Genomic DNA, 26,734 nt, shown 5'->3' on the forward strand with positions numbered 1-26,734 from the left:
CACTTTGCGAACACATCGCCGTTTTTCACCTAAAAGCCAACGCGGTATTATAGAATCTGCGCTACCTCCTTGGCGTGATAGCTAATGATAATATCAGCTCCGGCGCGCTTAAAGCCTACAAGCGTTTCAAGCAGCACACGCTCATAATCAATTAAGCCCGCCTTTTGCGCGCATTTGAGCATAGCATACTCCCCGCTTACATTATACACAGCCAAAGGCAGCAAGGTGCGCTCACGAATATCACGCACAATGTCTAAATACGCTAAGGCTGGCTTCACCATTAAAATATCAGCGCCCTCAAGCTCATCAGTTAGGCTCTCTAAAATGGCTTCTCTGCGGTTGGCGGGGTCTTCTTGATAGGATTTTCTATCTCCAAAGCTAGGCGCAGAGTTTGCTACATCGCGAAATGGTCCATAGTAGCCGCTTGCAAACTTTGTAGAATAGCTCATAATAGGAATATGCGCAAATCCGCTTTGGTCTAAAAAGCGGCGAATAGTAGTCACCATACCGTCCATCATCGCACTTGGAGCTATCATATCTGCGCCACTTGCGGCAAGCACTACGGCTTGCTGCCCAAGTATCTCAAGCGTGGCATCATTATCCACGCTATCAAGCTTTTTATCTAAAATCCCGCAATGCCCATGCTCTGTGTATTCGCAAAAGCACAAATCCACGCTTATGAGCATTTGTGGGTGATGCTTTTTGATTTCTTGGCACGCGCGCGCGATAATGCCTTCATCACTCAAAGCCTCACTGCCAAAAGAATCCTTATGTTTAGGCAGTCCAAAAAGTAAAATATGATACAGCCCAAGCTTCGATAATTCCTCACATTCTTTTAACACATTATCAATGCTTAGCTGATAGACTTGCGGCATTGAGGGGACCTCGTGCTTAATATTTGTGCCATGCATAACAAAAAGCGGATAGATAAAATCTTGCCTATGAAGTTGCGTCTCTCTTACCAAATCGCGTAGGCTAGATTTTAGGCGCGTGCGTTTAAGGCGTCTAAACATTTATTCTCCTTTTGCTTTATAAAATTTTGGTTTTTTATCAATGAGGCAGTAATTTTCCACCACGCAGTGATGAATGATGAAAATATTGCAGCCATCCTCGTATTTGTAGCTAAAATTAAAGCCTTGATTATCAAGGGTATTTTTAATGATATACATGCCAAGCCCAAAGCCCTGTGATGAGGGGTTATTGGGATTTTTAAAATAGGGCTTGAAATAATCTTGCAAGCGATATTGTAGCATTTCGCCCTTTGAGCTGGTGTAGAGTTTGTCATTTTTGGCATATACGCACACTTTATTATCGCTGCTGTATTTTATGGCATTATCAAGCAGATTCTTAAGCGCGATAGAAAATAAATCAAAATCTGCTTTGATGAGTGCATCTGGCGAGAGAAGTGTAATGGGGCTATTGCCATCGATGAGCAGCATATCCTCTGTGTGGCTAATCAAATCTGCTAGGAGGAATTCTTGCTTGTTGAGGTGGTAGTTTTTGGAATTAATTTGCTCTAACTTGGCAAATTCGTTAATAAGCTCATTAAGGCGCATAAAAGCCGAGCAAAGCTGCTGCTTTTGCATACTATCTTGCACCATTTCAGCCACGATGCGCCCTTTTGTTATGGGCGTTTTAAGCTCGTGCATAATAGAGCGCAAAAGCAGGCTGCGCGATTCGTTTAGGGATTTAATTTTATTTGATGCTTTGTGAAATTCGGCATATAATTCACCAATTTCATCTTTGGTGTTGTGGTTAAATTGTGTATCAAAATTGCCCTCAGCAAATTGCTTAATCTGCCCTTTGAGGACTTTAAGCGGCATAAGGCTCTTTAGCACGATAAAAAACACAAAAGTCAAAAGCACAATGCCAATAAAAGTAATCACATAAAAATCCTCATAAGAGCGGCGTGAATTATCCTTATATAGCGTGGTTTCATCGTGTGTTTCAAGTAGAATATAAATGCCATTTTGGGTATTGACAGCCTTTGCAAAAAGCCCATTAAAATTATTAGGAATTTTATTAATCTCTTGCAGCACTCTTTTTATTTCTTGCTCTTCAACTGGAATAAACTGCATACTTTTTAAATATTGTTTGATAATATCAATATTGCCCCCATATTGCATAATCTCATTAATGGTAGCGGTAAATTGCTTGTAGCGCAGCTCAGAGAGGAGATTTTCATTCTCTATATGGTCTTCAATGAAATAATAAGAAATAGCAAAAAAACTAAGAAGCGCGCATAGAAAAAGAATAATGATTTTAAAAAAGATTGAATGCCGAAATTGCAGCATTGGCTATGCCTCGAGTTTATAGCCTACACCGCGCACGGAAATAATGTATTGGGGTTGCTTTGGATTTTCTTCAATCTTAGAGCGCAAACGCCCGATAATCACATCAATGCTTTTATTTGAACTTTCAGGATTAATTGATTCAGATTCTATAGCAATTGCCTCGCGGGAGAATACATGCCCCTTTTTACTAATAAGTAAAGTAAGAATCTCGTATTCTGCGCGCGTAAGCTCAAGCTTTTTATCTTTAAAAAACACTTGTCGGCTGTATTTATCAATCCTAAAAACGCTATCTTTTTCTTTATCTTGCTCTTTAATGCTTTTTTTATTGTAGCGCCTTAGCAGTGACTGGATTCTGGCGACTAGTTCTTTTGGGTCATAAGGCTTTGAGATATAATCGTCTGCGCCAGATTTTAGCGCCTCTACTTTGTCATCAACATCGCTGCGCGCAGAAGATACGATGATGGGAATGCTATTTTGCTTAGCTACGCGCTTGCACACTTCTAAGCCATCAAGATTTGGCAGGGTCAAATCAAGGAGTAAAATATCAAAATGTTTAGCATTCACCGCGCTCATACCTGTGTATGGCTCATCATAGTTGGTTACATTCATATCATATTGCTTGAGGTAGCCTGTGATAATCTCTGCTAACTCAACATCATCTTCAATCATCAAAACTTCTAGCATTGCCCAGCCTTTGTGTCATTGTGTTATGTAAAAAAGTCAAGGATTGTATAATAAAACACTTTTTAGATAGCTTAAAGCCCTTGTGCTAAAAGAGAGTGAGATAAAGAGGAGATGGAGAAAGAAACCGCTCAAGTGGGGGTCTCAAGCGGTATCAATAAAAGTTTGGTTATCGGTGTGAGCATCTTTAGAGGAAACAAGGAGGAAGTTGGAGGGGGATAACCTCCTTTTTGAGATGACGCTCACAATGGGTTAATCCATCACCTCGCCCTATCTCATTTCGGGTCAAAGGCTAGGAGGCATTGTAAGAGATATTTTTAAATATAGATTTAACAGCACATTTTTACGCTGTGTAAATTTACCCTCTTATATCATCTAAGCGTTCTTGAATAATGCTAAGCTCGTATTCAAGAAAATTTATCGTAATATTTAGAGCAGATTCTATATTTTTATTTTGTGCCACGCTCAATCCCTCAAAAAGCACCAAAAGCCGCTCTTGGAGCATTTCTAAAAACTCACATTCCTCCCGCAGTGCTTCATGGCTTTTATTCACCCTTTGGATATTGGAGAGCTGTGCGGGTGTGATGGGCGTGATATTGCCACTATGGTTAATGTGCAAAGGCGCGGCATTTGCCTCCTTTGGCGTATCGCTTGGAGAGAGTTCATTAAGCGTTTCAAGTATTAAATCTTTGAGGTCCATTCTAGTAGCCACCTTTGAAATTGGAGTAAATCCTCTTCATTTCGAGGATTGCTAAAAAGCTCTAATTGCGCCAGATTGGGCGAAGGAAAATGCCTTTTTGTGGATAAAAGGCGTTCAATAGCTGCCTGCGCCTCCCTATTATCAGGCTCACTTGAAAGTATATCGCGATAAATCTTAAGTGCATCTTCTTTTAAGCCTTGCATTTCATAGATTTGCGCTAGCAAGGTGGTTTTAATACTCATTTTACCACTCCTTTTTTAAATGTCATCTTGCAGATTCTATAAACTTAATATGTTTAAGATTCTATATAGCGCTCATCGCAAAAGCTGCTAATGTGCAGATTGCTAAAAGCATTTTTAAGTGATTTAAAAAAATTAGGATTTTCTAGCTCCATATTTTTAAGAAATGTCTTTGTAGCCTCCCGCGCATAAGGTCTTTTATCAGAATCTAGCCAATTAATAGGGCAGTTACAATCTGGCGCGATGTAGATGCTATTACTTGCGATAAAATCAATAATTTGCCGCTCGCGCACAAAAATAAGCGGACGAATAACCTCCAAGCCATTTTCCGCGCGATAAATAGGCGGCATAGAGCGCAGGCTGCCATTATAAGTAAGATTCATAAAAAAGCTCTCCGCTGCATCATCAAGGTGATGGGCAAGGGCTAGTTTATTAAACCCACCCTCCAAAGCCTTGCTATACAGCGCTCCACGCCGCATACGCGAGCAAAAACTGCAATAAATCGTCCCCTCGCGTTTATTTTGCTCTAAAATCTCATAAATATCTGTGCGATACAGCTCATAGGGGATTTTTAGCCGCTCACAATACTCAAAAATATATTCATATTCTCCACCCCTGCCATAATCCACCGTTAGCGCTTTGAAAGTAAATTTAAAAGGCGCATGTCTTTGCATATAGGCAAAAATAGTAGCCAAAAGGATAGAATCTTTCCCTCCACTTAAGCCTAGCAAGATGCTATCACCCTCTTTTATAAGCCCATATTGCGCATTGCATCTGCCCACAATGCTTAAAATTTTTTTGCTAATAGTTGGCGCGCTTTTAGTGGCTTTAGGCGTAGTGATAGGAGCTTGTGCATTCATTTTTTATCACGCTTAAAATAATCTCTATTTTGATAAATTAAAAAGCAAAGGTATAAGCCCATTACAGAAGCAATAATGACTTTTTCGTATGTATCCATTACGCCCCTCCTTTTAGCAAAGATAGAATCTGCGCCTTATGAATGCAAGTATCATCATATTTAATAATAGCAATATGCTCACTTTGGTTAATATACCACTCGATTATGCCTTGAACTTTATCAAGATTATTAAGATTTTTTGCCTCCTCAATGGGCAGGTAAATATTTTTATGATTTTTGGGATTACTTAAAAATACAGCAAGCAATATCGCCCACACAACGCACACAACGCCAATAATAAGTGATAAATGAAGCAGCCCAACTCTATCATAGAGCCACCCGCCGCACACGCCTCCAAGTGCTGAACCCACATAACCAAGCGTGGTAAAAATCCCTAATGCCGCACCTTTTTGATGTGCCTTTGGATAGCGGCTTGCAAGTGATTGCATAATAGGCTCATGAATGGCAAACCCCACAAAAAACACCAGCACCCCACAGCCAAAGAGCGCAAGACTATGCTGCTTTGTGGCAAAAGCCATAAGAAAATACGCTAGCATAAATGCAAAAATACCAAAGAGCATGACAGCTTTAAACTGCCCCTTTTTCTGCGCAAAGACAGATGAGGGACCCATAGCCAAAATAGCTAAAAGTGCCGCTGGCGTATAGACTTTCCACAATTCCCCCTCACTCATGCCAAAATGATGTGTAAGGGCTAAACTCACGCACACAAAGGCAAAAATCATCAAAAACTTTTGCAAAAATGCGCTGAGATTCATAATCAATAAATTTTTATCTTTCACCACGCTTTGCAGGCTATCATCAAAGAAGTGATACTGCACATTTGGCGTATTAGGCACTTTCCAGTAAAGGATAATGAGTGAAATCACGCAAAGCACGCTTGTAATCAAAAAAAGCGTATTCAACCCAAAATGACTAGCAATCATAGGGCTAAGCAGCATAGCTAGCACAAAGCTTAAAAATATTCCCCCACCCATCACCGCCATTGCTTTATTGCGCTCTTCTTCTTTGGCTAAATCTGCAATTTGCGCGCTCACCACACCGCCAATGGCACCAGCACCCTGTAAGAAACGCCCAATAATAAGCATAGTAATATCACTAGAGAACGCACACACCAGCGAGCCGATAAGAAAAATCACTAAACCAATGCCAATAATATGCTTGCGATTATATTTATCGCTCCATATCCCAAAGGGCGTTTGAAAGATGATTTGCGTAATGGCATATCCTCCAGCGGCTAAGCCCGCAAGAAACGCGCTTGTATGAAATGCATCAGCATAAAGCCCAATAATTGGCAATACGATAAAAAGCCCAAAAAATCGCAGGCTTGTAATCAGCGCTAGAGGGAAAATTCGCTTTATCATTATGCTAGAGGCTTTCACAAATTTGTATAGATTCTATAACACTTCCTTCTTTGATACTATCAAGGACTTTAAAGCTTTGTGCATCATTTTCATCAATGCCGCCAAAGACCGTATGCTCCCCATCAAGATGAGGTTGTGGGGCAAAGCAGATGAAAAACTGACTGCCACCCGTATCACGCCCAGCGTGAGCCATAGAGAGCGCACCTCTTTTGTGCTTATGCTTATTATCACTTAGCTCACATTTAATGCGCCAGCCCGGACCGCCCGTGCCATTGCCAATAGGACAGCCACCTTGCGCCACAAAATTAGGTATCACGCGATGAAAATTTAATCCATTATAGAATCCACTTTGTGCCAATGTAGCAAAATTCATCACACTTTGGGGCGCGCTTTCTCCAAAGAGTTTAAGCGTGATAGCCCCAAGCGGCTTGCCCTCCTTTGAATTGACATGAATAATGGCATATTTATATTTATTTAGCTCCTGCTCATTAATTTCATAAATTTTAAGCTCTTCCATAGCACACTCCTTAAAATTGTATAATAAAAAATTTGGCGGATTTTACCGATATTAATTTAATATTTTTTAAAAGGGTTTGGCGCGTGTTAAGAGTGGGCTTTAGTATTTTATGCATAGCAGTGGCGCTGTATGCTTCAGAGGATTCTATAGAGGCAGTCCTTGAGGGCTATGAAAGTCCTCAGAGGCTTTTTACTACAGAATCTAATGCCAATAATGCCGCGCCACAAGGAGATTTAGCAGATTCTATAAATGCTAAAAATACAGAATCTAGCATAGAATCTAGTGCGCCCACGCAAGATTTGCCCTCTACACCAGCAAGACCTCTAAGCCCGCGCGATATGAAGCCCCCCATAAATCCCGCGTGGATTTACAGCACAGCGATTATAGAATCTCACTTTATTGATGGCTCTTTTAAAAAAGGTTTAGCCACACTGCTTAAAAATGGCTTTTTCATCACTTCTTCAGAGGTTATCTATAATGGCAAAATCACCCCTAAGAGCATTTATGTAAAAATGCAAGATGATATGCATGAAAATATGATGTGTGTAGCGCAGCTGCATATTAAAGCGCTTGATTTGGACGCGGGCTTAGCACTTTTAAAGGTTGCAAAATCCGCAGATAGTTATTGCAATGCGCGCGCGCAGAGCTACTATCATGATAGAATCTATAAGCGATTTGGTATTGATGTTTTTGCCTCAAATGCCAATATCCCGCTGCACACGCAGGCGTATTATCCCTATCTTAATAGTATGTTTGTCTTTAGCGCGCAGAGTTTGGAGCTAGCTAAATTTGCCTCGTATTATGATTTTGAGAGCAGAAAAGAGCAGATTTATGGCTTTGAAATACAGCGTGACTCCTATGAGGAATACACCTATGGGCGGGCATTTTATGATAAAAATGGCGTGTTTTTGGGCATAATGAGCAGGGTTGGGGTGGAATATCTGCCCGTTTTTGTCAATCGCAGCGTAATACAAGATTTTTTGTGTGATGTGCAGGATAAAGAAATCATTCATGATAATTTTGTGCAAAGTGCCTGCCAGAGGCTTGGTGAGAAAAGGCAGCGATTTTTTACAGATATGCATGGACGCGCTAGCTTTTATTAGGCTAGATTCTGTAATGTTTATAGAATCTAGCCTATCCTTAAGGAGCAAATATGCAAAATTTGCAAGATTCTAATAGTATAAAATCTAAAAATACAGAATCTAAAAGCCCTAAAATTTCTACAAATCTTGCGTGGGCTATGGTGCTACTAGGCGGCATGATTGAGTGCTTTTGGGTAAGTGGGCTAAAATATTCAAGCAATTTTTTAGAGTATTCGCTCACGGCACTAGGCATCGCGGCGTCATTTTGCTGCATGATTTTGGCGTTAAAACGCATTGAGGTTAGCGTGTGCTACGCGGTGTTTGTGGGCATTGGCACGGCTGGGGTGGTTATAGGCGAGATGGCGTTTTTTGATGAAAGGTTTTCGAGCTTAAAAGTAGGATTGATTGCCATTTTGATAGCTGGGGTAATCGGGCTAAAATTAGTGAGCAAAGAGAGTGAAAACGCCGATACTAGCGTGCTTGCAGACACTTTAGAAAAAGACTTTGGACTTGATGAAATAGAGCAAAAATTAGCCCAAATAGATTCTAAAAATACAGATTCTATAGAATCTAAAAATGCAGCCTGTGAGCGCAAAAATGGAGGGCAAAAATGAGCTGGATATACCTCTTACTTGCGGGCTGCATGGAAATCTTTGGCGTCATTGCAATGAAAAAATTTACCCAAACGCGCCGCAAAATTTTCATACTAGCCCTAATCGCGCAGTTTGCCCTAAGCTTTGGGTTGCTCTCGCTTGCCATGCAGGGCATTTCGATGGGCACGGCGTATGCGATATGGACAGGGATTGGCGCTGGCGGAGGCGTGATTGTGGGGCTTTTATTTTTTAAGGAAAGTGCGAGTGTGGCGAAACTTTTCTTTTTATTTTTGATTTTAGCCTCAAGTGTGGGGCTGAAATTTATAAGTTAGATTCTATATTTCTTAATAAAACCCCTTGACTTAGAGTAAATCTCATGCTTTATACTTGCGTTTAGATTCTAAGTTTAAGGAGCGGTCATGAAAAATCGGCGAAAATTTTTAGGCAAATCATTAATGATAGGCGCGATTATGGGTATTTCCGGGCAGAGGCTTAGTGCGTTTGAACCCCCAAAAGATAAGCTAGATAGCGAATTTAGCGAGATTTTCACGCATTTTTTAGGCGAGATAGAATCTAGCAGCCAGATTCTAAATCCCAAACAGCGCACAGCAAGCATTTTGGGCGCACTCATAGCAGCTCAAAGTGCGTATATTAAAGAGTTTGTGAAAGATTGTATGCAGAGTAGTGCGCTAAATGCCATTGAGGTGCGCGAGATATTGTATCAAAGTGTGCCTTATGTGGGATTTGGCAGGGCGTATAGTGGCTTTGAGGCGATATTTGGCGCATTTAATGAGCTTAAAATCGCGCTGCCTTTGGCGCCGCAGGGCAACACAAATAGAGCAAATCGCCATGAAAAAGGGTTAGATATTCAGGTGCAAATCTTTGGCGAGGCGCTTAGGAGGGCTAGTGCGAATGCTAGTGCTGATACGCAGCATATTTTTAAGTTTCTAAGTAGCAATTGCTTTGGCGATTATTACACGCGAAATGGGCTTAGCTTGAGGCTTAGGGAGCTTTTGACTTTTGTGTTTATCGCCTCGCTTGGTGGGTGTGAAAACCAGCTCAAAGCCCACACACAGGGCAATTTGAATATGAAAAATGATAGGCAGATACTTATTGCTACGCTTACTGCTATTTGCCCCTACATCGGCTATCCACGCACGCTCAATGCCCTAAGTGTGGTAAACGAAGTAACAAAAGGGTAATTACAGAATCAAGAATTCTATAAGTTTTTTATACTTTTACCTACGCCTCCCACCACCCTATTTAAAGAATATAGAATTTCTATATTTATTTAATTAGCGGTAATTTAGCTAAAAAATTTCTTAGCATTATCTCTACTTTTGGGAAATGCTCCGCAATTGTAAGTGCCACAATTTCGCATTCGCTCGCCACATCATTAATAAGCCTTGCTACTTGCGTAGTGCTAAGCGCGCCAGTATTGCCCACCGCCACATATAGCTCTTTGGCGTCTAGCACATCTAAATCAAGGTGTATAGCCACTTTTTTTACGCCACTTTTTTGGAGCCAGGATAGCACTTTGTTAGAATCTTGGCTCACATCTTTGGCACTTAGCGCGCTTAAGCCAAAGTCCTTTACGCGCTCTGCAAAATGCGTAGCCTCATTTGAGTTTAGCCCGGCTAGTAAAATCTTGCTAGATTCTATAATCGTAGGTAGCCCAAAGTCTTTTTGCAAGTCAAATCTCGCGTTTTTATTGCGTTTGCCAAGCAGCGCGCTTACCGCCATTGCGTGATAGCCTTGATAAAAAGTGTCGTGTGGCAGCCCAATATCAGGGTGTGCATCAAGCCAAATCACTGCTAACTCGCCACTATAAATGTGCGCTAAGTAGCTAAAAGGCGCGATGGAAACGCTACATTCGCCCCCAAGTGTAAGAATTTTTTGTGGCTTTTTTGCGTTTAGAATCTCCAAAGCAAGGCGGGTTTGGACTTGCAAAATTTCTTTATCGATTATGCCTTCTTTTGCGTCTTTTCTAGATTCTATAAAGTCGCGTGAAATATCGATAGTAACGATATTTTGAGGCGATTTAGATTCTAATTGCATTTTAGAATCTTTAATAGAATCTACTAGCAAATTTAGAATCTGTGCGCCCAAAATATAGCCTTGCGACGCACTTTTAGTATCCATATCCTTAAACCACCCCGCTATATCGCCGCCCTGCCATTGCGGATAAATTAAACGCAAAATTTTGCTATTTTCTTGCATATTTTTCCTTTTCAGATTCTATCTTAGAATCTAGTTCAAATTCGGTAATACATGCTTTTTGAGATGTGCTTTGTAAGTTTCGATAAACTGCGGTATTTGCGGGTTTTTCATCACATCATTACACATAAATGTGGGCAGATTACTCATTCCTATAAACTCATGGATTTTACGAAAATGAAAATACACCATCTCCACACCAAGCCCTTCAAAAAACTCATTTTTGTCAGTAAATGCATAAAGCGGGGCATTCCAAGTCACGCTAATCATCGCCTTTTTACCGCCCAAAAGCCCGCCCTTGCCGTAATTCACATTCGGGTTATCACGATGCCTGCCATCACTTTTAAAAAACTTGCCAAAGCCCGCCATAAACACCTTATCGATGTATTCTTTGACAATCCAAGGCTCGCCCATCCACCACGCTGGCATTTGCCAAATCACAATGTTAGAATCTAGCCACTTTTGCACCTCCTTAGCCGCGTCATAGCCGCTATCTATATGCGTTTCTGCCACTTTTATGCCACTAGATTCTAAAAACTCTTTTGCTACGCCTTGTAGCGTCTCATTTAGTCTGCCACTAGACTCGCCAAATGCCTTAGCGCCGTTGATTAATAACACTTGTTTTGACATATACTCTCCTTTTTTGGGTTTGAATTGAAAGTGCGCATTATAAATGAAATATAAAAAAAGCACAATACGGAAATTTAGGTAAGATACTTACCTTTTAGAAAGATACTCTCCAAAAGGAGTGTGTAAAATAGTGGGAGTAAAATTATTGTGCAGATTCTAAAGAGGATTGCGGGGCAGATTCTGTAATAGGCGTGAGATAGCCATCTTCAAGCATTAGCTCTACAATGCGCCTAAAGATAGGCGCTGCTGTGCGCGCACCATAATAATCATCTTTTATATCTGATTCAAAGGCGACTACGCCGATAGTGTAGGCATTTTTTTCATCTTGGGCAAAGCCAAAAAATGAGCCATTATATTTGCTATCATACTTGCCATTAAGGGCTATGCGCGCTGTGCCTGTCTTGCCCCCTGTGATGATGCCCTCAACCTGCGCGACTTTAATCACTCTTTTCACCACTTCAATAAGCGCGTGCCGCACCTGCTGCGTGGTTTGAGGCGAAATGATAGCAATGGGTTCAAAGCGTTTGGGGAGGTATTTCTCTCCGCTAGGAGAGGTTACATACTCGCTCACACGCGGCGTTACAAGGTAGCCGCCATTGCTAAAAATGGCATAAGAGCGCAAAAGCTGCATAAAAGTCGCCCTCATACCATAGCCATAGCTCACGCTTGCGCGATACACTTCATTATTAAAGGTTTTTGGGCTTGGGACTAAGCCTGTTTTTTCATAGGGTAAATCAATGCCGCTTAATTCCCCAAAGCCAAAGGCGTGCAGGGCGATATGGTATTCGTTGGGTTTTAGATTTTTAGAGATTTTAACCATGCCAATATTGCTTGAGCGCACGATGACATCTTCCGCACTAGCACTTTGCAGTGGGTGCGTGTCGCGTATGGTGTAGCTTTTAAGCTTATAGAATCCATTATCTAGTTCGATTATGTCATCTGGGTTTATCATGCCCTTTTGGAGTAAAATAGCGTAAATAATGGGCTTAATGGTGCTACCGGGCTCATAAGAATATTCAATGGCATTAAGGTTAAGGTGGGGATAATCCCTCTGCTGAATATTTTTGGGGTCAAAGCGGTTTGAGGTGGCAAGGGCTAGAATCTTGCCGCTTTTAGAATCCATAACTCCTGCGATAATCTCACGCACCTTGTAGCGTTTTTTTGCCTCATCGAGGGTAGATTCTATCTTTTTTTGCAAATTAAGCGGAATGCTAAGCGTGATGTCAAAGCCATCTTGGCGCGTTTGGATATTGGCAGATTTGTTAGCAATGATGTTAAAGCCCACATCGCGCTTGCCCGTGATAGCGCCATCTTGTTTGGCTGAGAGTATGTCATTATAGTATTTCTCCACGCCTTTTACGCCATCAACGCGCGTGATATTTTGGCTCTCAATCTTGCGTGTGTAGCCAATGAGCGGCTCAAGGATATTTTTGTAAGTGTAGATTCTATTATTTCCGCTCACTTCAATGCTTAAGCCCATTTTTTGAATGACACGCCCTTTTTTGTCCTCATACTCGCGAAATACATCATAGCGAATAAGGATTAGATTGAGGTTTTTTAGATTTGTAGCAGCGGTAGAATTAAGCGTGTAGGATAGCACGACATAGCCTTTTTGGCTTAGTTTTTTAGTTATCTCTTCTTTTGGAATGCCGCTATAAATGGAAAAAAGTGTGATAAATAGCTCTTTTTTATCTGGGTCGATACTTTGGGTATTTACGCTGGCTTTATAGAGCTTATCGCTATAGGCAATCTCAAAACCATCGCTGGTATAAAGGCTGCCGCGCACTGATGTATCGCTCTTGGTGGCATTTATAGCGGGGAGTTTGCGGGGGGTTATCATTTTCACATACACAATACTTAGGAAAATGACAAAACATAGGAGGATTAACAAAAAGACAGATATAAGCACACCTGTCTTTTTTGCATAATATGCCACAAACGCCCTTAGATTTGGGTTCTTAGGATTTCTTTGTAGGCGTTAATGGCTTTATTTCTCACTTCAAGCATTACTTTCATGCTACTTTCTGCGCGATTAATGGCGATGGCTGCTTGGTGCAAATCTTTCACTTGCCCGCTTGCCATATCTGCTAGTGCCTTTTCAGATACTTGCTGTTCTGTATTGACTTCCTCAATGGAGCTTTTAAGCGTGTTAATAAAATCAAGCCCATCTTGCTTATTTTGGGCTTGCTCGACGCCTTTATTTTGTATGCTTTGAATGTTGTTTGTGATTACACCAAATTGATTAGCCATCTGCCTCTCCTCTTTAACTCTTTTAATCTCGCTCTTTTGCTTCTAAGCCTTATGCTTGAAACATCGTAATGGCGTTACCTGCCATATTTTTTGCACTTTGAAACGCCGCAACATTGGCTTGATAAGCCCTTGTCGCTTCTATCAAATCGGCCATTTCGACAACGGGATTAACATTAGGATAAGCGACATAGCCTTCAGAATTAGCATCAGGGTGGCTTGGGTCGTATTTCATAAGTGGCTCCCTATCATCGCGCGCGATTTTTTGGATATAAACGCTCATTATAGCAGGTTTTGGTTCTTTTCCCAAATCGCCCTCATTTAATGGGTCTTCGTATTTAAGCTGTTGGTTATTTTTTCCCAATTTTTCGTTGAGAACTTTATTAAAATCAAACGCGCGGAATACCACTTCTCTCCTGCGGTATGGTCCGCCCTCATCAGTGCGCGTGGTGTTGGCATTAGCAATATTTGACGAAATGGTATTAACGCGCACCCTTTGCGCAGAAAGTCCATAGCCGCTAATATCAAAGCTTGATAAAAACATCATTCACTCCTTAAATATTTCTTCCAGAATCTAAAGCGTAGGCAAAAATGCCCTTGTGGCGCTTGAGCGCGCTTGTTAGGGCTTGATACATGGTGCTATTTTTGCCCATTTCACTTGTCTCTACATCTAAATCCACGCTATTGCCATCATTTTTTGCCAAATGCCCATCGCGCCAAAACATAGTCGCGCTATCCTTATGAATACGCCTGCTATCGAGGTGTTTGCTTGAAGTTTTTGCAAGTTCAAGCTTATAGCTGCGCTCACCGCTTCCAAAAATCTTTTTATTTTCTCGCGCCAAATACTGCTCGAAATTCACATCTTTAGGGCGATAGAATGGGGTATCGACATTGGCAATATTTGAGGCAATCATATCTTGGCGGATTGAGCGATAGTCAAGCGCCTTATAAACTACAGGATAAACTTTTGAGATATCTGCAATAGCCATTTGCAACCCTTTTCTTTTGGAGTTTTATATGACAGATATAAGCAAAATATATTCCAAAGTGGCATATATTACCCAAACTCATTTTCCTTAAATTATTCTTTGCTATGCTTTTTTGTGACAATGTGATTACAAATGAATATGAGTTATAGAATCTAACCTTAAAAAACAAGTTGATAGATGCTTTAAGCAGCTATAACTTTATACTTTAGGCGCGTGAAATGAGCTTTACTTATCTCACGCAAGACCGCGCGGCTTTTTATAAAAAGCAACAGCGTGGAAATTATAGAATCTACTATGGCATAAGTTATTTTGCGGCTTGCTTACTTCACGCCGCAAAACTCCCTTATCTCCTCGACTTTATCTGTCTTCTCCCAGCTGAATTCAGGTAGTTCGCGTCCGAAGTGTCCGTAGGCTGCAGTCTTTTGATATATGGGGCGCAGTAAATCTAAAGATTCTATAATGCCTTTAGGGGTTAGGCGAAAGACGCGTTTCACGCACTCTGTTAGCACAGAATCTTCTATGCGTCCGCTGCCTTGCGTATTTACAAATATCGAGACTGGCTCGACTACGCCGATAGCATACGCCACCTGCACGATTGCCTTATCGCACACGCCACTTGCCACAAGATTTTTGGCGACATATCGCGCCGCATACGCCGCACTCCTATCCACTTTGCTAGGGTCTTTCCCGCTAAACGCACCGCCGCCATGCGGACAGCTCCCGCCGTAAGTATCCACGATGATTTTACGCCCGGTTAGCCCCGCATCGCCCTGCGGACCGCCGATTACAAACTTGCCCGTGGGATTGACAAAATAGCGGATATTATCGCTTAAATACTGCGGCGGCAGGACTTTTTGCACGATTTCCTCAATCACGGCTTCCTTTAAGTGCGACTGCTGCGTCTCAGGGCTGTGCTGGGTAGAAATCACAATCGTATCAATGCTTTTTGGCGCGCCATTTTCGTATCGCACGGTAACCTGCGTTTTCCCATCAGGACGCAAAAATGGGAGACTGCCATCTTTACGCTTTTTAGCCAAGCCCTCCGCCAAGCGGTGTGAAAGCCAAATAGGCAGCGGCATAAGCTCTGGCGTCTCGCGACACGCATAGCCAAACATCAAGCCCTGGTCGCCTGCGCCAATCTCGCCATCCTCCCTATCCACGCCTTGATTAATATCAGGGCTTTGCTCCCCGATGCCATTCAAAACCGCAGCAGAGCGATAATCAAAGCCATACAGCGCGTCAGTGTAGCCAATCTCTTGGACGACCTTACGCGCAATCTCCTGCATAGGCGCATACACGCTAGTCTTTAGCTCGCCGGCAATCACGCAAAAGCCATTACTCACAAGCGTCTCGCACGCCACACGCGCCTTTTTATCGCGCGCGATAATGTAGTCTAGCACGGCATCGCTGATTTGGTCTGCCATCTTGTCTGGGTGCCCTTCTGTCACAGATTCCGAAGTGAAAAGAAATGATTGTTGCATAGTTTTGCCCTTTTGTTTTACTTAAAATAATTTGAAAAGATTAGCACAAAATTTTAAATATACATATTGTAATTTTGATTTTTTGAATTTTATTAATTTTTACATTCTATTAATGTTTAAATTTAGCGCATTTTACATAGCTGCCCTACAATCCCGCAAGCCACAATGTCTTAGAGTGGCATTCACTTTAGTCAAGGAGCATTTATGAAAAAAAGATTTTTGTCTTTCCTATTTGGTTTTGGTGTGTTTGCGCTTAGTGCAGATGCTGTAGATAATTCAAGTCTTAAAGGCAGTGATTTGGGCAAACACTATAAGACTTATGGGCTTGTTTATGTAGTGCCTGAAGCGCCTATGTCAAAGGTGCTTTCAGTCTCAAATGGTCCATTGCGTGAAATATTGGTGCAAAACAAGGTTTTTGATGCGCTAAATCGCACAAATATCCCGCATATTACCGTGCTACATTTGCATACAAAAGATACGACTTTGCCGCAAAAAATGCTTAAAGCCCTGCCAAAGCCACCAAAACCTTTTAATCTCACTCTGAAAAAATTTGCTTTTATAAAAGCATCAAAAAATTCAAGTATGCCTTGGTGGTTTGATATAAATGTGGATAAAAATGCGGGCTATGAGGCGATTGCTGCCTTTAACGCAGAAGCGGTTAAGGCTCTAACACCTTTACGAGATTCTCCATTGCCTCGCGTGAGTGGGAGCATTTATAAGGATTCTAGCCCAGAAGCAAAATCACAAATTGAAGAATTGGGCGTGAGTGGGCTTAATCGCACCAAAAATGGCAAAGAGGAGCGCATGTATCGCCCGCATATTACGCTTAGCTATAGTATGATGGATTTAAATGCAAATATTGAAAATGAGCTTACAGATTTGGCAAATGAGCTAAATGGCGTTATTACAGATGGCATAAAGGCAAGCTTTAATAGCGTTTCTATCGTGGAGATTGGCTTTAGTGGGAATGTGCTAAGGGAAATTTATCGCATTGATTTAAAAACTGGTAAGGTGACTGATGTAGCAAAAGAACTACAGAAATAAGCGGCTTTTTTAAGATTTGCAAGGCTTAGGCTTTGTAAATCTATGCAATTTCGCGTGTTTTATAGAATCCAAATAATATCCATTTACGCCAAGTTGTGTCAATGCGGGACTAATGCACCTCATAGAATTGCTCGTTTGTATGTTTAAGCGGATAGACAATAAAGCCTCGTATAGCCTTTGTTTGATAGATAGATTCTAAAACTTGCATATACATTTGCACTTGTTTTGCTTGCAGGGCTTGCTCATTTGCGCTACTTTTATAATCAAGGATAATGCACTCTTTCTCCCCACACAAAAGCGTATCTATACGATACAAGCGCCCTTGCGTGATAAATCTCACTTCGCACATAATATCCTTTGCGCTTCTAAGCTGCGTAAAAAAAGCATTTTGTATGCATGTTGTTGCGTAATGTAGGGCTTGAGCTATGCTTTTGGCATTGAGTGCAAAGCCATAGCGATTGAATAAAATATGCTCTATATCTACACGCGGCATATCATAGCCCAAATATAGCTCAAAGGCGCTATGCAAGGCGTATCCAAAGATAATATTGCGCCACTGCTGCGGTGTAGTGATGTCTTTATGCAAAAGCTCATCTTGTTTAATGAAATCACTTTGTGTGCCAAGTGAGTGCATTTGCTCAAGAATTATGCGAGGAGGATTTTGTATATGAGTTTGCGCAGGTATAGAATCTAGTATGCTTATCTCATCACAGCGCGGAGAGAGATTAAGTATATCAAACATACTGGATTGATGCTTTTTTATAATGCTTAGTCCATGCTTTGCACGGGTGAATGCCACGTAGAGTAGATTGTATTTTTCTTGCTGGATATGTATTTTATGCTCCTCTAGAGCCTGCTTGTATGCGCTATCAAAATGCTCGCGATTTTTAATTTTGCGATAAATGCGCGCGATTTTTGCCTCATCATAGGCAAAAATAAGCGATTGCGTATCGCCTCTTTGCCCACTTAGGTTATCGCACAAAATGACATATTCAAATTCCAAGCCCTTTGATTTATGAATAGTCATCATCTTTATGCCCTCATTACTTGAGCTAGGCGCGCTAATTCTTGATGAAAAGCACATATCTAAAAAATCTGCAATGTTATTATATGCGCAGCTTAATTCTAAAAGCCTAAGCGAAGTGCTTTGCGCGATATTAAACTCTTCAATCAAAGCAAGCAAAGCAGTTGCAGGCAAAGTGGTGCTAGGCAGTGTGAGAGAGGGAAATTGCTGGGCTAATGCCACATCTTGCGCGTAGGGCTTACCTAAGAGCTTTATTATTTTTTTTTCACAAAGTTTTAGCGCGGCTTGTATGTCGCTTTTACTAAGATGTAATGAGGGATTATCTGCTAGCATTTTAGCGCGCAGTGTGATATATTCAAGCGCACAAAGGAGGATTTTTACTTCTGTTTTATCAAAAAGTGAGGAACTTTCTTCTGTGATGATGCTTAAATGTGCGCTTTTGGCTTGGATATATTCTTTAATGCTTTGTATATCATCATTTTTGAAAGTTAAAATAGCAATATCATTTGGGTTTGCGCCCTTATCTAATAGCGCCATAAGCTCGGTATATACCCTTTCTTGCAGGGCTTGATTGTCTAAACTTGCCTCAAATATACGCACATAGCCATCATTTAGATGTTCTTGCTTAGAGGGATATTGCTGATGAATGTAGTGATTAAAATATGGCTCAAATGTGGCGTTATTAAAGTCAATAACGCGCGGTTTTGAGCGGTAGTTATAGGGCAGATTCTGTATGTGCATATTTTTTGTGGCTGCTTCAAATACACCCAAAAAACTGCCGCGAAATCGATAGATGCTCTGCTTTTCATCGCCTACGATAAACACGCTTCTATCGCCTATGCGCCCCTCACCAGATGTTATCTCCTTAATTATGGGCGTTAGAATCTGATATTGCATAATGCTTGTGTCTTGAAATTCATCAAGCAAAATATGCGCGATTTTATCATCAAGCCGAAAGTGGAAAAAATCCCTATCGGTATGGACTTTAAGCAATTCATAATTATGTATCATCACATCATTAAAGCTTAAGAGATTTTGGCTTCTTATTTGATGCGTTTTGGCGCGTTTAAAAGTCTGTAGATACTTGCCATAGCGTGCAAAGAGCTGCCCCTCTTTAATAGTAAAATAGCGCATTAAAAGATTTAATATCTCATCGCGTGTGTCATCAAGCAAACTTGATGTGGCAAGCTTTTGTAAATAGGTGTGATTTCTCCACTGCAGGAGCATATTGGGCGTAGATTCTAAAATCTTGCTTACAGAGGATTTATTAAATAAATTTCTAGCCCTCCCGTGAATATCAGGCTGCTTATTAATAAAATTATGAATGACTTGCATTTTTTCTAGAATCTGCGCTTCAATTTGTGCTAGCTCTTGCACATCATAATCTACATCTGCAAACTGCGCTGCGACTTCATGGGGCAAAAAACAAAATTCGCTTAGCATTTCTAAAAATTTTTTTAAACTTATTGCCCCATCATAAAAGCACAGTTGCGCGCAATCGCTTAAATCCTGCGCGCTTAGCATGCTTAAAAACTGCTCATATAGCGCTTGATTGGATAATTCACCTATTTCAAAATAAGCAGAAATGCCTACATACCAGCAAAATTTTTTAAGCACAGCATTAAAAAAGGCATCAATAGTCTCTATGCGCGGATTACTTTGCTTAAACTCCGCGTAAATGCGCGCGATATTTTGTTGCATTATCTCATCGCTTAAGCCTTTGCTTTTAAGCGTTTGATATACATCATTTTGCGCAAAATCCCCCCTTTGTATGCTTTCATAAAGGCTTTTTAGATGAAAGTAGATTCTATGGCGCATTTCATTTGAAGCTTTTTTGGTAAATGTGAGGGTGAGAATCTGATGCGGATTTGCCCCTTGGAATAAAAGATAAATAAAGCGCAAAGAGAGGCTAAAAGTCTTGCCGCTACCTGCTGAAGCCTTGAGGGCTAGAAACTGCTCTTGTGTGTTTTGTGAGTGAGTATCTTGCACATTTAAACCTTAAAATAAATGAAATAAAATGCCAAAGTAAAATTCTAAGTATAGCCTATGAAATTTTAATTTTAAACCTTGATTACACTTTGCTAAACTTTTATGATAGAATAACACTTAAATTTATTTATTTTTAGAATCTTAAGTGATGCAAAAGGAGCAAATATGTCAAAAAGTCTTTATGATACATTACAAATTAGTGAAAATGCCTCAAGCGATGAGATTAAAAAGGCTTATCGCAAATTAGCGCGTAAATATCACCCAGATATTAATAAAGACCCCGGCGCGGAGGAGAAGTTTAAAGAAATTAATGCCGCGTATGAAGTCCTAAGTGATGAAAACAAAAAAGCGCAGTATGACCGCTTTGGCGATGCGATGTTTGGCGGGCAGAATTTCCATGACTTTTCTCGCGCGCAAGGCAGCAATGTCAATCTTGATGATATTTTATCATCTATCTTTGGGCAAGGTGGCTTTGGCGCGGGCAGCAGCGGGAGTTTTAGTTTTGGTGGTGGTAAAGGCGCTGGAGGCAAAAGCGGCGGTATGTTTGGCAGTAGTTGGGATAATTTTGGCTTTGGCGGCTTTGATGAGCCAAATCTTGATGTGCAAGAGAGCATTCAAATTCCATTTGAGAGCGCAGCACTAGGCGGGAGCTATCATTACAGCGGGCGCAGTGGGAGCTTTGATATTAAAATTCCGCTAGGATTAAAAAATGGAGAGACTATTCGCCTAAAAGGCAAGGGAAATTCACAAAATGGGCGCAGTGGAGACTTACTTTTAAAAGTGCAGGTGCTAGATTCTAAAGAATATGAGCGCGATGGAGATGATTTGTATAAAAATATTGACATACCGCTAAAAACAGCTCTTTTTGGCGGTAAAGTGGCATTATCCACGCTTGATAAAGAAGTAACGCTCACCATTCCTCCAAATACCAAAAATAACCAAAAATTCCGCATTAAAGGTAAGGGGATTAAAAATCGCAAAAGCGGAGTTATGGGGGATTTGTATGTGAGGGCAAATATCATTTTGCCAAGTTTAGATTCTCTAAGTCCAGAACTTCAAAAAATGCTCCAAGAGCAACTATGAAATAAAAGGAGTGCCAATGTATAGCTATGATGAACCTGTGTATCTTATAAGTGTGGTGGCTAAAATACTTGAAATCCACCCTCAAACCCTGCGCCAGTATGAAAAGGAGGGGCTTATACAGCCCGGTCGCACAGATGGGAAAATGCGCCTGTATTCGCAGCGCGATATTGATAAGATTAAGACTATTTTGCGCCTCACACGCGATATGGGGGTTAATCTAGCAGGCGTAGATATTATTTTGCGCCTTAAAGAGAGGCTTGATGAGCTTGATAAAATGACAGGGGATTTAAGAGAAAATCTTGCCAAGCACAAGGGCAGTAGCAATGTGTTAAAGACACATCAAAGCTCTTATGAGATTATTTTATTTCAAAAAAAGTAGGATATTTTGCTCAATCTAGCTGCTTTGCTGCGTCCTCATACTTTGGAGGACTTTGCTGCCCAGGAGCATATTTTATGCGATAAAAGCCCATTTTTTAATATGCTAAAAAATAATGCCCTAGCGCATTGCTTTTTTTATGGACCTCCGGGTAGTGGCAAGACTACACTTGCGCAAATTGTGGCAAAACAATGCGATAAGCCATTTGCCTCATTTAACGCTACAAGCTTTAAAATCGAGGATTTGCGCCAGTTTATAAAAAGCTATGAGGGCAGCTTGTATCAGCCGCTTATTTTTATTGATGAGGTGCATAGATTAAGCAAAAATCAGCAAGAAGTGCTTTTGCCCATTATGGAATCTTATAGCGCGATTATTTTTGGGGCAAGCACTTATAACCCTTTTCATACTCTAACTAACGCTATTCGCTCGCGCAGCTTTATCTTTGAGCTTACACCCATTCCAGCTAAGCAGCTAGATTCTATTCTAACGCGCGCACTTTTGTATGTGGCAAATCATTTTAACAAACACATCACTTTAGAATCTAAGGCTAGAGATTATCTCATTAGCTCAAGCGGTGGCGATGCACGCGCTATGCTTAATTTGCTTGATGGGGCTATAAGTGCGGGGTATAAGCATATTACGCTTGAGTGTGTGCGTGCTTTGCGCCCATATGCGCTCCATGATGGCACGAGCGATGAGCAGACGCACTATAGCCTTATTAGCGCGCTTATTAAATCTATACGCGGCAGTGATGTGAATGCGAGCATTTATTATTTAGCGCGTCTCATCGCAGGCGCGGAAAACCCCGAATTTATCGCACGCAGGCTAGTGATTTTGGCTAGTGAAGATATTGGCAATGCTAATCCAAACGCGCTTAATCTCGCTACTAGCACGCTTGTGGCAGTGGGACAAATTGGCTATCCAGAATCTCGCATTATCCTTTCTCAATGCGTGATTTATCTTGCTTCTTCACCTAAAAGCAATAGCGCGTATAATGCCATAAATAAGGCGCTAGATTCTGTAAAAAATGGCTGTGTGTTAGATGTGCCAGAGCATATTATGCCAGATAGCAAACATTATTTGTATCCGCATGATTTTGGCGGGTGGGTGCAGCAGGATTATCTCACGCAGCCCTTAACATTTATAGAATCTAGCCCAAAAGGTTTTGAGAAAACGCTTAATGAGTGGCTTATTAAAATCACACAGCAAGCCAAACAAGCCCAAGATGAGAGAGAAGATGAAAAATAAAATGAGTGAGGGCATAAAAAAATGCTTAATTGTGATGTGCTGCGCAGTGGGCGTGTATGGCGCACCTGTAGGCATTGATATAAATCCAGATAAAAGAGGTTGGAATGCCGAGCTTAAGCGCGTAGCAATCAATCTTAGCTCTACTTCGGTGGAGGGGCAAACAGCATACGCAAGTTTTTCAGATAGCCGCATTAGCGGGGATTCTCAACTTATCGGGCAGGGGTATTTTGATATGGGGCTTGATTTTTACTCAGCACGCTTTGTATTTTTTAACTCAGCTCTAGCAGAATATGGGCGCACGACGCTTGTAAGGGGGAATGAGCGCATTAGCAACACTACTATTGATAGAATCTTGCTTTCCACAGACTACACGCATAGAATCTGGTATGTGCCTACACTTGTAGGAGGCTTTGAAGTGGGTCCTTTTATTCGAGCAAATTATCAAACAGGCTTTGAAAATAGACGCCAAATTACACGCTTAAATATGGGTATGAAGCTTTTTGATGGCATTTATGTTAAAGATTTGCATTTGAATGCTTTTACTGAAAAAGATTTTGGCTTACAAAGAAGTGCGGAGAATTATGGTTGGGAGGGTGGCATAAGATTTGAGTATGCTTTTAGTCCAGATTCTAAACTTTATTATTACACCAACTTCCGCCACTATCTGCATAGCACTGCTGATGATTTGTATAATCCGCTCTATCAGCTTGAATTTGAAGTGCGTGTGGATACTAAGCTGTATAAAAAGCTCTCTCTAGCGCCTTTTATTAAATATTACGCGCTGCAGGGGCGACATATTGACCAACTAGGAAGCAATGTGTTTGTGGGATTTTCGCTTTCATTTGGGTATGTATTCCTTGATGCGACTAAAAAACAAGAACTTGAGCCGCTGCAAAATTTGTAAAATTAAACCCATTAATAGAGCTTTTTAACATTACATTGATTTTACAAAATCATAGATTCTATCTTACAACTTTTCTTTACAATGCCTGCCAAAATCCTACATTTAGGGCAACAAATGATAATCGAAATGAAAGATTTAACCTTAGGCTATCGTAAAGAAAAGATTCTAAAGGATTTTAATCTAAAAATCAAAAAAGGTGAGTTTGTTGGCATCATTGGTCCTAGTGGTGCGGGGAAAAGCACGCTTTTGATGAGCATTGCTGGAGGGATTAAAGTCTTTGATGGTAGCTTTTATGTCTTAAAGCATGATATGAAAAAGCTTAAGAAAAAAGAACTAACGCATATAAGGCAGGAAATTGGCATTATTTTTCAAGGATATTGTCTTGTGGATAGGCTAAGTGTGCTTGATAATGTCATTAGCGGTATGCTAAAAGAATTGCCTATGCCACGCGCTTTCATACGATATTATAAAGAAAAAGAGATTAAACGCGCTAAAGAATTTATGGATATTGTGGATATTGAAAAATACTCGCTAAAGCGTTGCGATGAGCTAAGTGGAGGGCAACGGCAGCGCGTAGCGATTGCACGGGCACTTATGGGAAATCCTAAGATTATTTTAGCTGATGAGCCAATATCTGCACTTGATGTGAAAAGTGCGACAAAGGTTATGGAGATTCTAAAAAAAGTGAATGAAACCTATCATGTTAATATCATTGCAAATTTGCACCATTTAGATTATGCAAAGGAATATTGCCAACGCATTATTGGGCTAAATAATGGGCGACTTATCTTTGATGGGAAGCCTAAGGATTTAAACGAGGCTGCTATTGAGAGAATTTATACAGATTCTAAGAAATAGGCTTAGAATCTGTGTGGATTTTAAAATTTAACAAGTGAGGTGAAATATGTTTGCTAGATTCTATAATGTAGGCTTTGGCTTAGTAAAAATAGTGGCTTTAATGCTTTTTGCTTGCACGCTGCACGCTAAAGAGATAAAGGAGCTAAACTTTGCTGTTATCCCTGTGGCTGGCTCTAGCTCTATGGAGGCTATGTGGGGTCCTGTGGTAAAAAGGCTAGAGAAAGATTTGGGTATGAAAGTTAATTTAAAATTTGTTAATGACTATGCGGGCGTGATTACAGCTATGCAGTATAACCATGTGCAGCTAGCATATTTTGGTCCAGAATCTTATGTGCAAGCAGCACTAAGGGCAAATGCAGAAGTGCTTGCTACAGAAGTGAATACACAAGGCATAGCGGGCTATCACAGCATTATCATCACCAAAAAAGATAGTAAGCTTACTACCTTAGAGCAATTAAAGGGTAAAACTTTTGCTTTTACAGACCCTAACTCTACAAGCGGCACACTCGTGCCAAGCGTGTATTTCAAAAAAATAGGCATTGACCCACAAAAATATTTCTCAAAAGTGATTTATTCAGGCGGGCATGAGGCTTCTATCCTTAGCGTGAAAGCAGGCAGGCTTGATGGCGCTGCAACTAATGATTTAGATTTCCAAAAAGGCATAGGCAAAGGCTGGAAAAAAGATGATTTTAATGTAATATGGACTTCAGATTTAATCGTAGGCGCTGCTATTGCCGCACGCAAAGACTTGCCACAAGATTTGAAAGATAAAATTCAAAATACATTTATCAACATTAAAGACAAGCAAACGCTTGATGCCATTAAAAATGGTGGCTTTATCGTGGGTAAAGACAGCGATTATGATGTGATTAGAGAGCTTATGAAAGCTAAGGGCAAATAGTCTTAAACATTTTAAGGAAAGCACTATGTCAAATCAGCCAAAACTCTTGCCTGATGTTAAGGAATTGCAAAAAAGCTCCTCGCCCTTTAAGCCGCTTAATCTGCTTATTGCCGTCGTGGTGCTTTATATAATCGCGCAAAGCTGGATAGATACGCAGATGAGCTTTAGTGCGCTAATTCATGGCTGGGGAAATATGATTAGCTATTTATCTGGGAATAAAGATATACCAAATAGCTCATATTTTAGCCCTAGCTATGATTTAGGTGAGATTAAGACATATTTATTAGCGATGCTTGAGACGTTGGAAATGGCAGTGATTGCGCTTGTGCTATCTGTTATTATCGCTGTGCCGCTCTCTTGGTTTGCTTCAAGAAATATTTTAGAGATTATGTTCCCTCAGCAAAGTTTTGTGTTTATTGCGCTAAAAAAGATTCTATATTTTTGTGCGACTTTGTTTGCAAATGTGTGCCGCTCCATTAATGAAATCGTGTGGGCGTTAATATTTGTCTCTGCTGTGGGACTTGGTCCTATGGCTGGGATTTTAGCACTAGCCGTGCATACTGCAGGGACTTTAGCAAAGCTTTTAAGTGAAGGAAATGAAAGCATTGATAGCGGTCCTATTAAGGCTTTAGAATCTATGGGAGTTGGCTTTTTTAAAGTGCTAATTTATGCGATATTGCCACAGACTATGCCGCATTATGTCAGCATGATTTTATATCGATTTGAAAGCGATGTGCGCTCTGCTTCTATATTAGGATTTGTTGGGGCTGGTGGGATTGGATTTTATCTTTTTGATAAGATTCGCGCCTTTGAGAATGGCAGTGTTTGCACGATTTTAATCATTATCGTAGCAGTGGTATTTATCGTGGATAAAATCTCTGCAATTATTCGCAAAAGATATATTTAAGGAGTGTGAATGAAAAGGGAGGATTTAAATTTTATTTTGCAAAATGCGAGTTTAGATTCTATACTAGAGATTGTAGATTCTATAAAAAAGGATTTTAAGGTAGAAATACTATTAGCTCCAACGCAGCAAATGCTACTTTTGCCGGTAAAAGACCCTATTAGTGATGGTAGCTTTTATGGTGGGGAGGTGCTAGTTACTACTAGCCTTATTTGTTTGCATAAAGATTCTATAAAAGCGCAAGGCTGGGCTATGGTGCTAGATGATAACGCGCAATACGCACTAAATCTTGCCATTATTGACTCATATATAGGAATGGATTTAAAAGATAATTTAAGCAAAGAAATCTTTAATCTAGCAAAGGCAACAAAAGAGAGTATAAATTTAGCACAACAAGAGGAAAATAAAAAAATAGATTCTACAAAAGTGCAGTTTGAATTAATGTAGATTCTA

At 40.6% G+C, this 26,734-nt stretch carries 29 protein-coding genes; 13 read left to right on the top strand and 16 right to left on the bottom strand.

All coding sequences use genetic code 11. The features are described 5' to 3' along the window. Window positions 1-47: 47 nt before the first annotated feature. The 8 genes from hemB to LS71_RS02285 all read right to left on the bottom strand — a co-directional run bounded on the left by hemB (window position 48) and on the right by LS71_RS02285 (window position 6,711). The gene (gene hemB, locus LS71_RS02250) at window positions 48-1,013 is read right to left on the bottom strand and encodes a porphobilinogen synthase (RefSeq protein WP_034353468.1); all 966 of its coding nucleotides are present in this window, start codon (window positions 1,011-1,013) and stop codon (window positions 48-50) included. Then, window positions 1,014-2,294: an ArsS family sensor histidine kinase gene (locus LS71_RS02255; protein ID WP_034353466.1), complete on the bottom strand. Its 1,281-nt coding sequence runs from the start codon at window positions 2,292-2,294 to the stop codon at window positions 1,014-1,016. A 3-nt stretch (window positions 2,295-2,297) separates the two neighbouring features. Continuing rightward, a complete protein-coding gene (gene arsR / locus LS71_RS02260; RefSeq protein ID WP_034353463.1) occupies window positions 2,298-2,978 on the bottom strand; it encodes an acid response regulator transcription factor ArsR in 681 nt (226 codons plus the stop codon). 355 nt (window positions 2,979-3,333) lie between these two features. Beyond that, the gene (locus LS71_RS02265; protein WP_034353460.1) at window positions 3,334-3,675 is read right to left on the bottom strand and encodes a CiaD-like domain-containing protein; all 342 of its coding nucleotides are present in this window, start codon (window positions 3,673-3,675) and stop codon (window positions 3,334-3,336) included. Then, window positions 3,657-3,917 (bottom strand): tetratricopeptide repeat protein, encoded by a 261-nt coding sequence (locus LS71_RS02270; RefSeq protein WP_034353458.1) that lies wholly within the window; start codon window positions 3,915-3,917, stop codon window positions 3,657-3,659. Before LS71_RS02270 ends, LS71_RS02265 begins: the two co-directional genes overlap by 19 nt. A 53-nt stretch (window positions 3,918-3,970) precedes the next feature. Beyond that, window positions 3,971-4,774 carry a tRNA 2-thiocytidine biosynthesis TtcA family protein gene (locus LS71_RS02275; RefSeq protein ID WP_052057893.1) on the bottom strand — a complete coding sequence of 268 codons (804 nt, stop codon included), beginning with the start codon at window positions 4,772-4,774 and terminating at the stop codon, window positions 3,971-3,973. Window positions 4,775-4,871: 97 nt separating this feature from the next. Next, complete coding sequence (locus LS71_RS02280) at window positions 4,872-6,194, bottom strand: MFS transporter (protein ID WP_238700273.1); 1,323 nt, start codon at window positions 6,192-6,194, stop codon at window positions 4,872-4,874. Window positions 6,195-6,198: 4 nt separating this feature from the next. Further along, the gene (locus tag LS71_RS02285) at window positions 6,199-6,711 is read right to left on the bottom strand and encodes a peptidylprolyl isomerase (RefSeq protein ID WP_034353454.1); all 513 of its coding nucleotides are present in this window, start codon (window positions 6,709-6,711) and stop codon (window positions 6,199-6,201) included. An 83-nt stretch (window positions 6,712-6,794) separates the two neighbouring features. On the opposite strand from LS71_RS02285, the gene LS71_RS02290 reads away from it, so the two are divergent. From LS71_RS02290 to LS71_RS02305, 4 genes are all read left to right on the top strand, one after another. Continuing rightward, window positions 6,795-7,814, top strand: coding sequence for a hypothetical protein (locus LS71_RS02290; protein WP_238700274.1), 1,020 nt, complete (start codon window positions 6,795-6,797; stop codon window positions 7,812-7,814). A 50-nt stretch (window positions 7,815-7,864) separates the two neighbouring features. Beyond that, window positions 7,865-8,407 carry a DMT family transporter gene (locus tag LS71_RS02295; protein ID WP_081946237.1) on the top strand — a complete coding sequence of 181 codons (543 nt, stop codon included), beginning with the start codon at window positions 7,865-7,867 and terminating at the stop codon, window positions 8,405-8,407. Next, window positions 8,404-8,718 carry a DMT family transporter gene (locus tag LS71_RS02300; RefSeq protein ID WP_034353452.1) on the top strand — a complete coding sequence of 105 codons (315 nt, stop codon included), beginning with the start codon at window positions 8,404-8,406 and terminating at the stop codon, window positions 8,716-8,718. The genes LS71_RS02295 and LS71_RS02300 overlap by 4 nt, the downstream gene beginning before the upstream one ends. An 87-nt stretch (window positions 8,719-8,805) precedes the next feature. After that, on the top strand, window positions 8,806-9,588 hold the full coding sequence (locus LS71_RS02305; protein WP_034353450.1) for a carboxymuconolactone decarboxylase family protein: 783 nt from the start codon (window positions 8,806-8,808) through the stop codon (window positions 9,586-9,588). A gap of 85 nt (window positions 9,589-9,673) precedes the next feature. Here the strand turns inward: LS71_RS02305 and LS71_RS02310 are convergent, their stop codons facing one another. From LS71_RS02310 to metK, 7 genes are all read right to left on the bottom strand, one after another. Further along, window positions 9,674-10,606, bottom strand: a complete 933-nt coding sequence (locus LS71_RS02310; RefSeq protein WP_034353447.1) for an arginase family protein — start codon at window positions 10,604-10,606, stop codon at window positions 9,674-9,676. Window positions 10,607-10,636: 30 nt separating this feature from the next. Further along, window positions 10,637-11,233: an NAD(P)H-dependent oxidoreductase gene (locus LS71_RS02315; protein WP_034353446.1), complete on the bottom strand. Its 597-nt coding sequence runs from the start codon at window positions 11,231-11,233 to the stop codon at window positions 10,637-10,639. Window positions 11,234-11,375: 142 nt separating this feature from the next. Next, window positions 11,376-13,169, bottom strand: coding sequence for a peptidoglycan D,D-transpeptidase FtsI family protein (locus LS71_RS02320; RefSeq protein WP_138109799.1), 1,794 nt, complete (start codon window positions 13,167-13,169; stop codon window positions 11,376-11,378). A gap of 8 nt (window positions 13,170-13,177) precedes the next feature. Beyond that, window positions 13,178-13,483: a flagellar hook-basal body complex protein FliE gene (fliE, locus tag LS71_RS02325; RefSeq protein WP_034353440.1), complete on the bottom strand. Its 306-nt coding sequence runs from the start codon at window positions 13,481-13,483 to the stop codon at window positions 13,178-13,180. Between the two features lie 49 nt (window positions 13,484-13,532). Continuing rightward, window positions 13,533-14,024, bottom strand: coding sequence for a flagellar basal body rod protein FlgC (flgC, locus tag LS71_RS02330; protein ID WP_034353437.1), 492 nt, complete (start codon window positions 14,022-14,024; stop codon window positions 13,533-13,535). Between the two features lie 10 nt (window positions 14,025-14,034). Continuing rightward, on the bottom strand, window positions 14,035-14,469 hold the full coding sequence (flgB, locus tag LS71_RS02335; protein WP_034353434.1) for a flagellar basal body rod protein FlgB: 435 nt from the start codon (window positions 14,467-14,469) through the stop codon (window positions 14,035-14,037). Window positions 14,470-14,789: 320 nt separating this feature from the next. Further along, window positions 14,790-15,950 carry a methionine adenosyltransferase gene (metK, locus tag LS71_RS02340; RefSeq protein ID WP_034353431.1) on the bottom strand — a complete coding sequence of 387 codons (1,161 nt, stop codon included), beginning with the start codon at window positions 15,948-15,950 and terminating at the stop codon, window positions 14,790-14,792. Between the two features lie 204 nt (window positions 15,951-16,154). Here metK and LS71_RS02345 point away from each other — a divergent pair, with 204 nt between their 5' ends. Next, window positions 16,155-16,994 (top strand): hypothetical protein, encoded by an 840-nt coding sequence (locus LS71_RS02345; RefSeq protein WP_052057891.1) that lies wholly within the window; start codon window positions 16,155-16,157, stop codon window positions 16,992-16,994. Window positions 16,995-17,103: 109 nt separating this feature from the next. Here LS71_RS02345 and LS71_RS02350 read toward each other — a convergent pair whose 3' ends face one another. After that, window positions 17,104-20,007 carry a RecB-like helicase gene (locus LS71_RS02350; protein ID WP_034353428.1) on the bottom strand — a complete coding sequence of 968 codons (2,904 nt, stop codon included), beginning with the start codon at window positions 20,005-20,007 and terminating at the stop codon, window positions 17,104-17,106. 165 nt (window positions 20,008-20,172) lie between these two features. Here LS71_RS02350 and LS71_RS02355 point away from each other — a divergent pair, with 165 nt between their 5' ends. From LS71_RS02355 to LS71_RS02390, 8 genes are all read left to right on the top strand, one after another. Continuing rightward, the gene (locus tag LS71_RS02355) at window positions 20,173-21,090 is read left to right on the top strand and encodes a DnaJ family protein (protein WP_034353426.1); all 918 of its coding nucleotides are present in this window, start codon (window positions 20,173-20,175) and stop codon (window positions 21,088-21,090) included. A gap of 16 nt (window positions 21,091-21,106) precedes the next feature. Beyond that, window positions 21,107-21,469: a heat shock protein transcriptional repressor HspR gene (locus tag LS71_RS02360; RefSeq protein WP_034353423.1), complete on the top strand. Its 363-nt coding sequence runs from the start codon at window positions 21,107-21,109 to the stop codon at window positions 21,467-21,469. 6 nt (window positions 21,470-21,475) lie between these two features. Beyond that, window positions 21,476-22,714, top strand: coding sequence for a replication-associated recombination protein A (locus tag LS71_RS02365; protein ID WP_034353421.1), 1,239 nt, complete (start codon window positions 21,476-21,478; stop codon window positions 22,712-22,714). After that, entirely contained in the window at window positions 22,704-23,618 is a 915-nt protein-coding gene (locus LS71_RS02370; RefSeq protein WP_238700276.1) for a hypothetical protein, read from the top strand. Before LS71_RS02365 ends, LS71_RS02370 begins: the two co-directional genes overlap by 11 nt. Window positions 23,619-23,744: 126 nt before the next feature. Beyond that, the gene (gene phnC, locus LS71_RS02375) at window positions 23,745-24,476 is read left to right on the top strand and encodes a phosphonate ABC transporter ATP-binding protein (protein WP_238700277.1); all 732 of its coding nucleotides are present in this window, start codon (window positions 23,745-23,747) and stop codon (window positions 24,474-24,476) included. Between the two features lie 46 nt (window positions 24,477-24,522). Continuing rightward, window positions 24,523-25,377, top strand: coding sequence for a phosphonate ABC transporter substrate-binding protein (gene phnD, locus LS71_RS02380; protein ID WP_034353417.1), 855 nt, complete (start codon window positions 24,523-24,525; stop codon window positions 25,375-25,377). Window positions 25,378-25,402: 25 nt separating this feature from the next. After that, window positions 25,403-26,284 carry a phosphonate ABC transporter, permease protein PhnE gene (gene phnE, locus LS71_RS02385; RefSeq protein ID WP_034353414.1) on the top strand — a complete coding sequence of 294 codons (882 nt, stop codon included), beginning with the start codon at window positions 25,403-25,405 and terminating at the stop codon, window positions 26,282-26,284. Between the two features lie 9 nt (window positions 26,285-26,293). Further along, the gene (locus LS71_RS02390; protein ID WP_034353413.1) at window positions 26,294-26,728 is read left to right on the top strand and encodes a phosphonate C-P lyase system protein PhnG; all 435 of its coding nucleotides are present in this window, start codon (window positions 26,294-26,296) and stop codon (window positions 26,726-26,728) included. Window positions 26,729-26,734 lie beyond the last annotated feature (6 nt).

This window comes from Helicobacter jaachi, from assembly GCF_000763135.2.
GTDB classification, from domain to species: domain Bacteria; phylum Campylobacterota; class Campylobacteria; order Campylobacterales; family Helicobacteraceae; genus Helicobacter_C; species Helicobacter_C jaachi.

Bases quoted from the DNA above. Each gene is read 5' to 3' on its own strand.
- LS71_RS02360 (WP_034353423.1), top strand. From the start codon at position 21,107: ATGTATAGCTATGATGAACCTGTGTATCTTATAAGTGTGGTGGCTAAA.
- LS71_RS02285 (WP_034353454.1), bottom strand. From the start codon at position 6,711: ATGGAAGAGCTTAAAATTTATGAAATTAATGAGCAGGAGCTAAATAAA.
- phnE (WP_034353414.1), top strand. From the start codon at position 25,403: ATGTCAAATCAGCCAAAACTCTTGCCTGATGTTAAGGAATTGCAAAAA.
- flgC (WP_034353437.1), bottom strand. From the start codon at position 14,024: ATGTTTTTATCAAGCTTTGATATTAGCGGCTATGGACTTTCTGCGCAA.
- arsR (WP_034353463.1), bottom strand. From the start codon at position 2,978: ATGCTAGAAGTTTTGATGATTGAAGATGATGTTGAGTTAGCAGAGATT.
- fliE (WP_034353440.1), bottom strand. From the start codon at position 13,483: ATGGCTAATCAATTTGGTGTAATCACAAACAACATTCAAAGCATACAA.
- LS71_RS02310 (WP_034353447.1), bottom strand. From the start codon at position 10,606: ATGCAAGAAAATAGCAAAATTTTGCGTTTAATTTATCCGCAATGGCAG.
- LS71_RS02345 (WP_052057891.1), top strand. From the start codon at position 16,155: ATGAAAAAAAGATTTTTGTCTTTCCTATTTGGTTTTGGTGTGTTTGCG.
- LS71_RS02300 (WP_034353452.1), top strand. From the start codon at position 8,404: ATGAGCTGGATATACCTCTTACTTGCGGGCTGCATGGAAATCTTTGGC.
- flgB (WP_034353434.1), bottom strand. From the start codon at position 14,469: ATGGCTATTGCAGATATCTCAAAAGTTTATCCTGTAGTTTATAAGGCG.
- LS71_RS02370 (WP_238700276.1), top strand. From the start codon at position 22,704: ATGAAAAATAAAATGAGTGAGGGCATAAAAAAATGCTTAATTGTGATG.
- hemB (WP_034353468.1), bottom strand. From the start codon at position 1,013: ATGTTTAGACGCCTTAAACGCACGCGCCTAAAATCTAGCCTACGCGAT.
- LS71_RS02280 (WP_238700273.1), bottom strand. From the start codon at position 6,194: ATGATAAAGCGAATTTTCCCTCTAGCGCTGATTACAAGCCTGCGATTT.
- LS71_RS02390 (WP_034353413.1), top strand. From the start codon at position 26,294: ATGAAAAGGGAGGATTTAAATTTTATTTTGCAAAATGCGAGTTTAGAT.
- LS71_RS02270 (WP_034353458.1), bottom strand. From the start codon at position 3,917: ATGAGTATTAAAACCACCTTGCTAGCGCAAATCTATGAAATGCAAGGC.
- LS71_RS02305 (WP_034353450.1), top strand. From the start codon at position 8,806: ATGAAAAATCGGCGAAAATTTTTAGGCAAATCATTAATGATAGGCGCG.
- LS71_RS02355 (WP_034353426.1), top strand. From the start codon at position 20,173: ATGTCAAAAAGTCTTTATGATACATTACAAATTAGTGAAAATGCCTCA.
- LS71_RS02295 (WP_081946237.1), top strand. From the start codon at position 7,865: ATGCAAAATTTGCAAGATTCTAATAGTATAAAATCTAAAAATACAGAA.
- LS71_RS02275 (WP_052057893.1), bottom strand. From the start codon at position 4,774: ATGAATGCACAAGCTCCTATCACTACGCCTAAAGCCACTAAAAGCGCG.
- phnC (WP_238700277.1), top strand. From the start codon at position 23,745: ATGAAAGATTTAACCTTAGGCTATCGTAAAGAAAAGATTCTAAAGGAT.
- LS71_RS02265 (WP_034353460.1), bottom strand. From the start codon at position 3,675: ATGGACCTCAAAGATTTAATACTTGAAACGCTTAATGAACTCTCTCCA.
- phnD (WP_034353417.1), top strand. From the start codon at position 24,523: ATGTTTGCTAGATTCTATAATGTAGGCTTTGGCTTAGTAAAAATAGTG.
- LS71_RS02255 (WP_034353466.1), bottom strand. From the start codon at position 2,294: ATGCTGCAATTTCGGCATTCAATCTTTTTTAAAATCATTATTCTTTTT.
- LS71_RS02315 (WP_034353446.1), bottom strand. From the start codon at position 11,233: ATGTCAAAACAAGTGTTATTAATCAACGGCGCTAAGGCATTTGGCGAG.
- metK (WP_034353431.1), bottom strand. From the start codon at position 15,950: ATGCAACAATCATTTCTTTTCACTTCGGAATCTGTGACAGAAGGGCAC.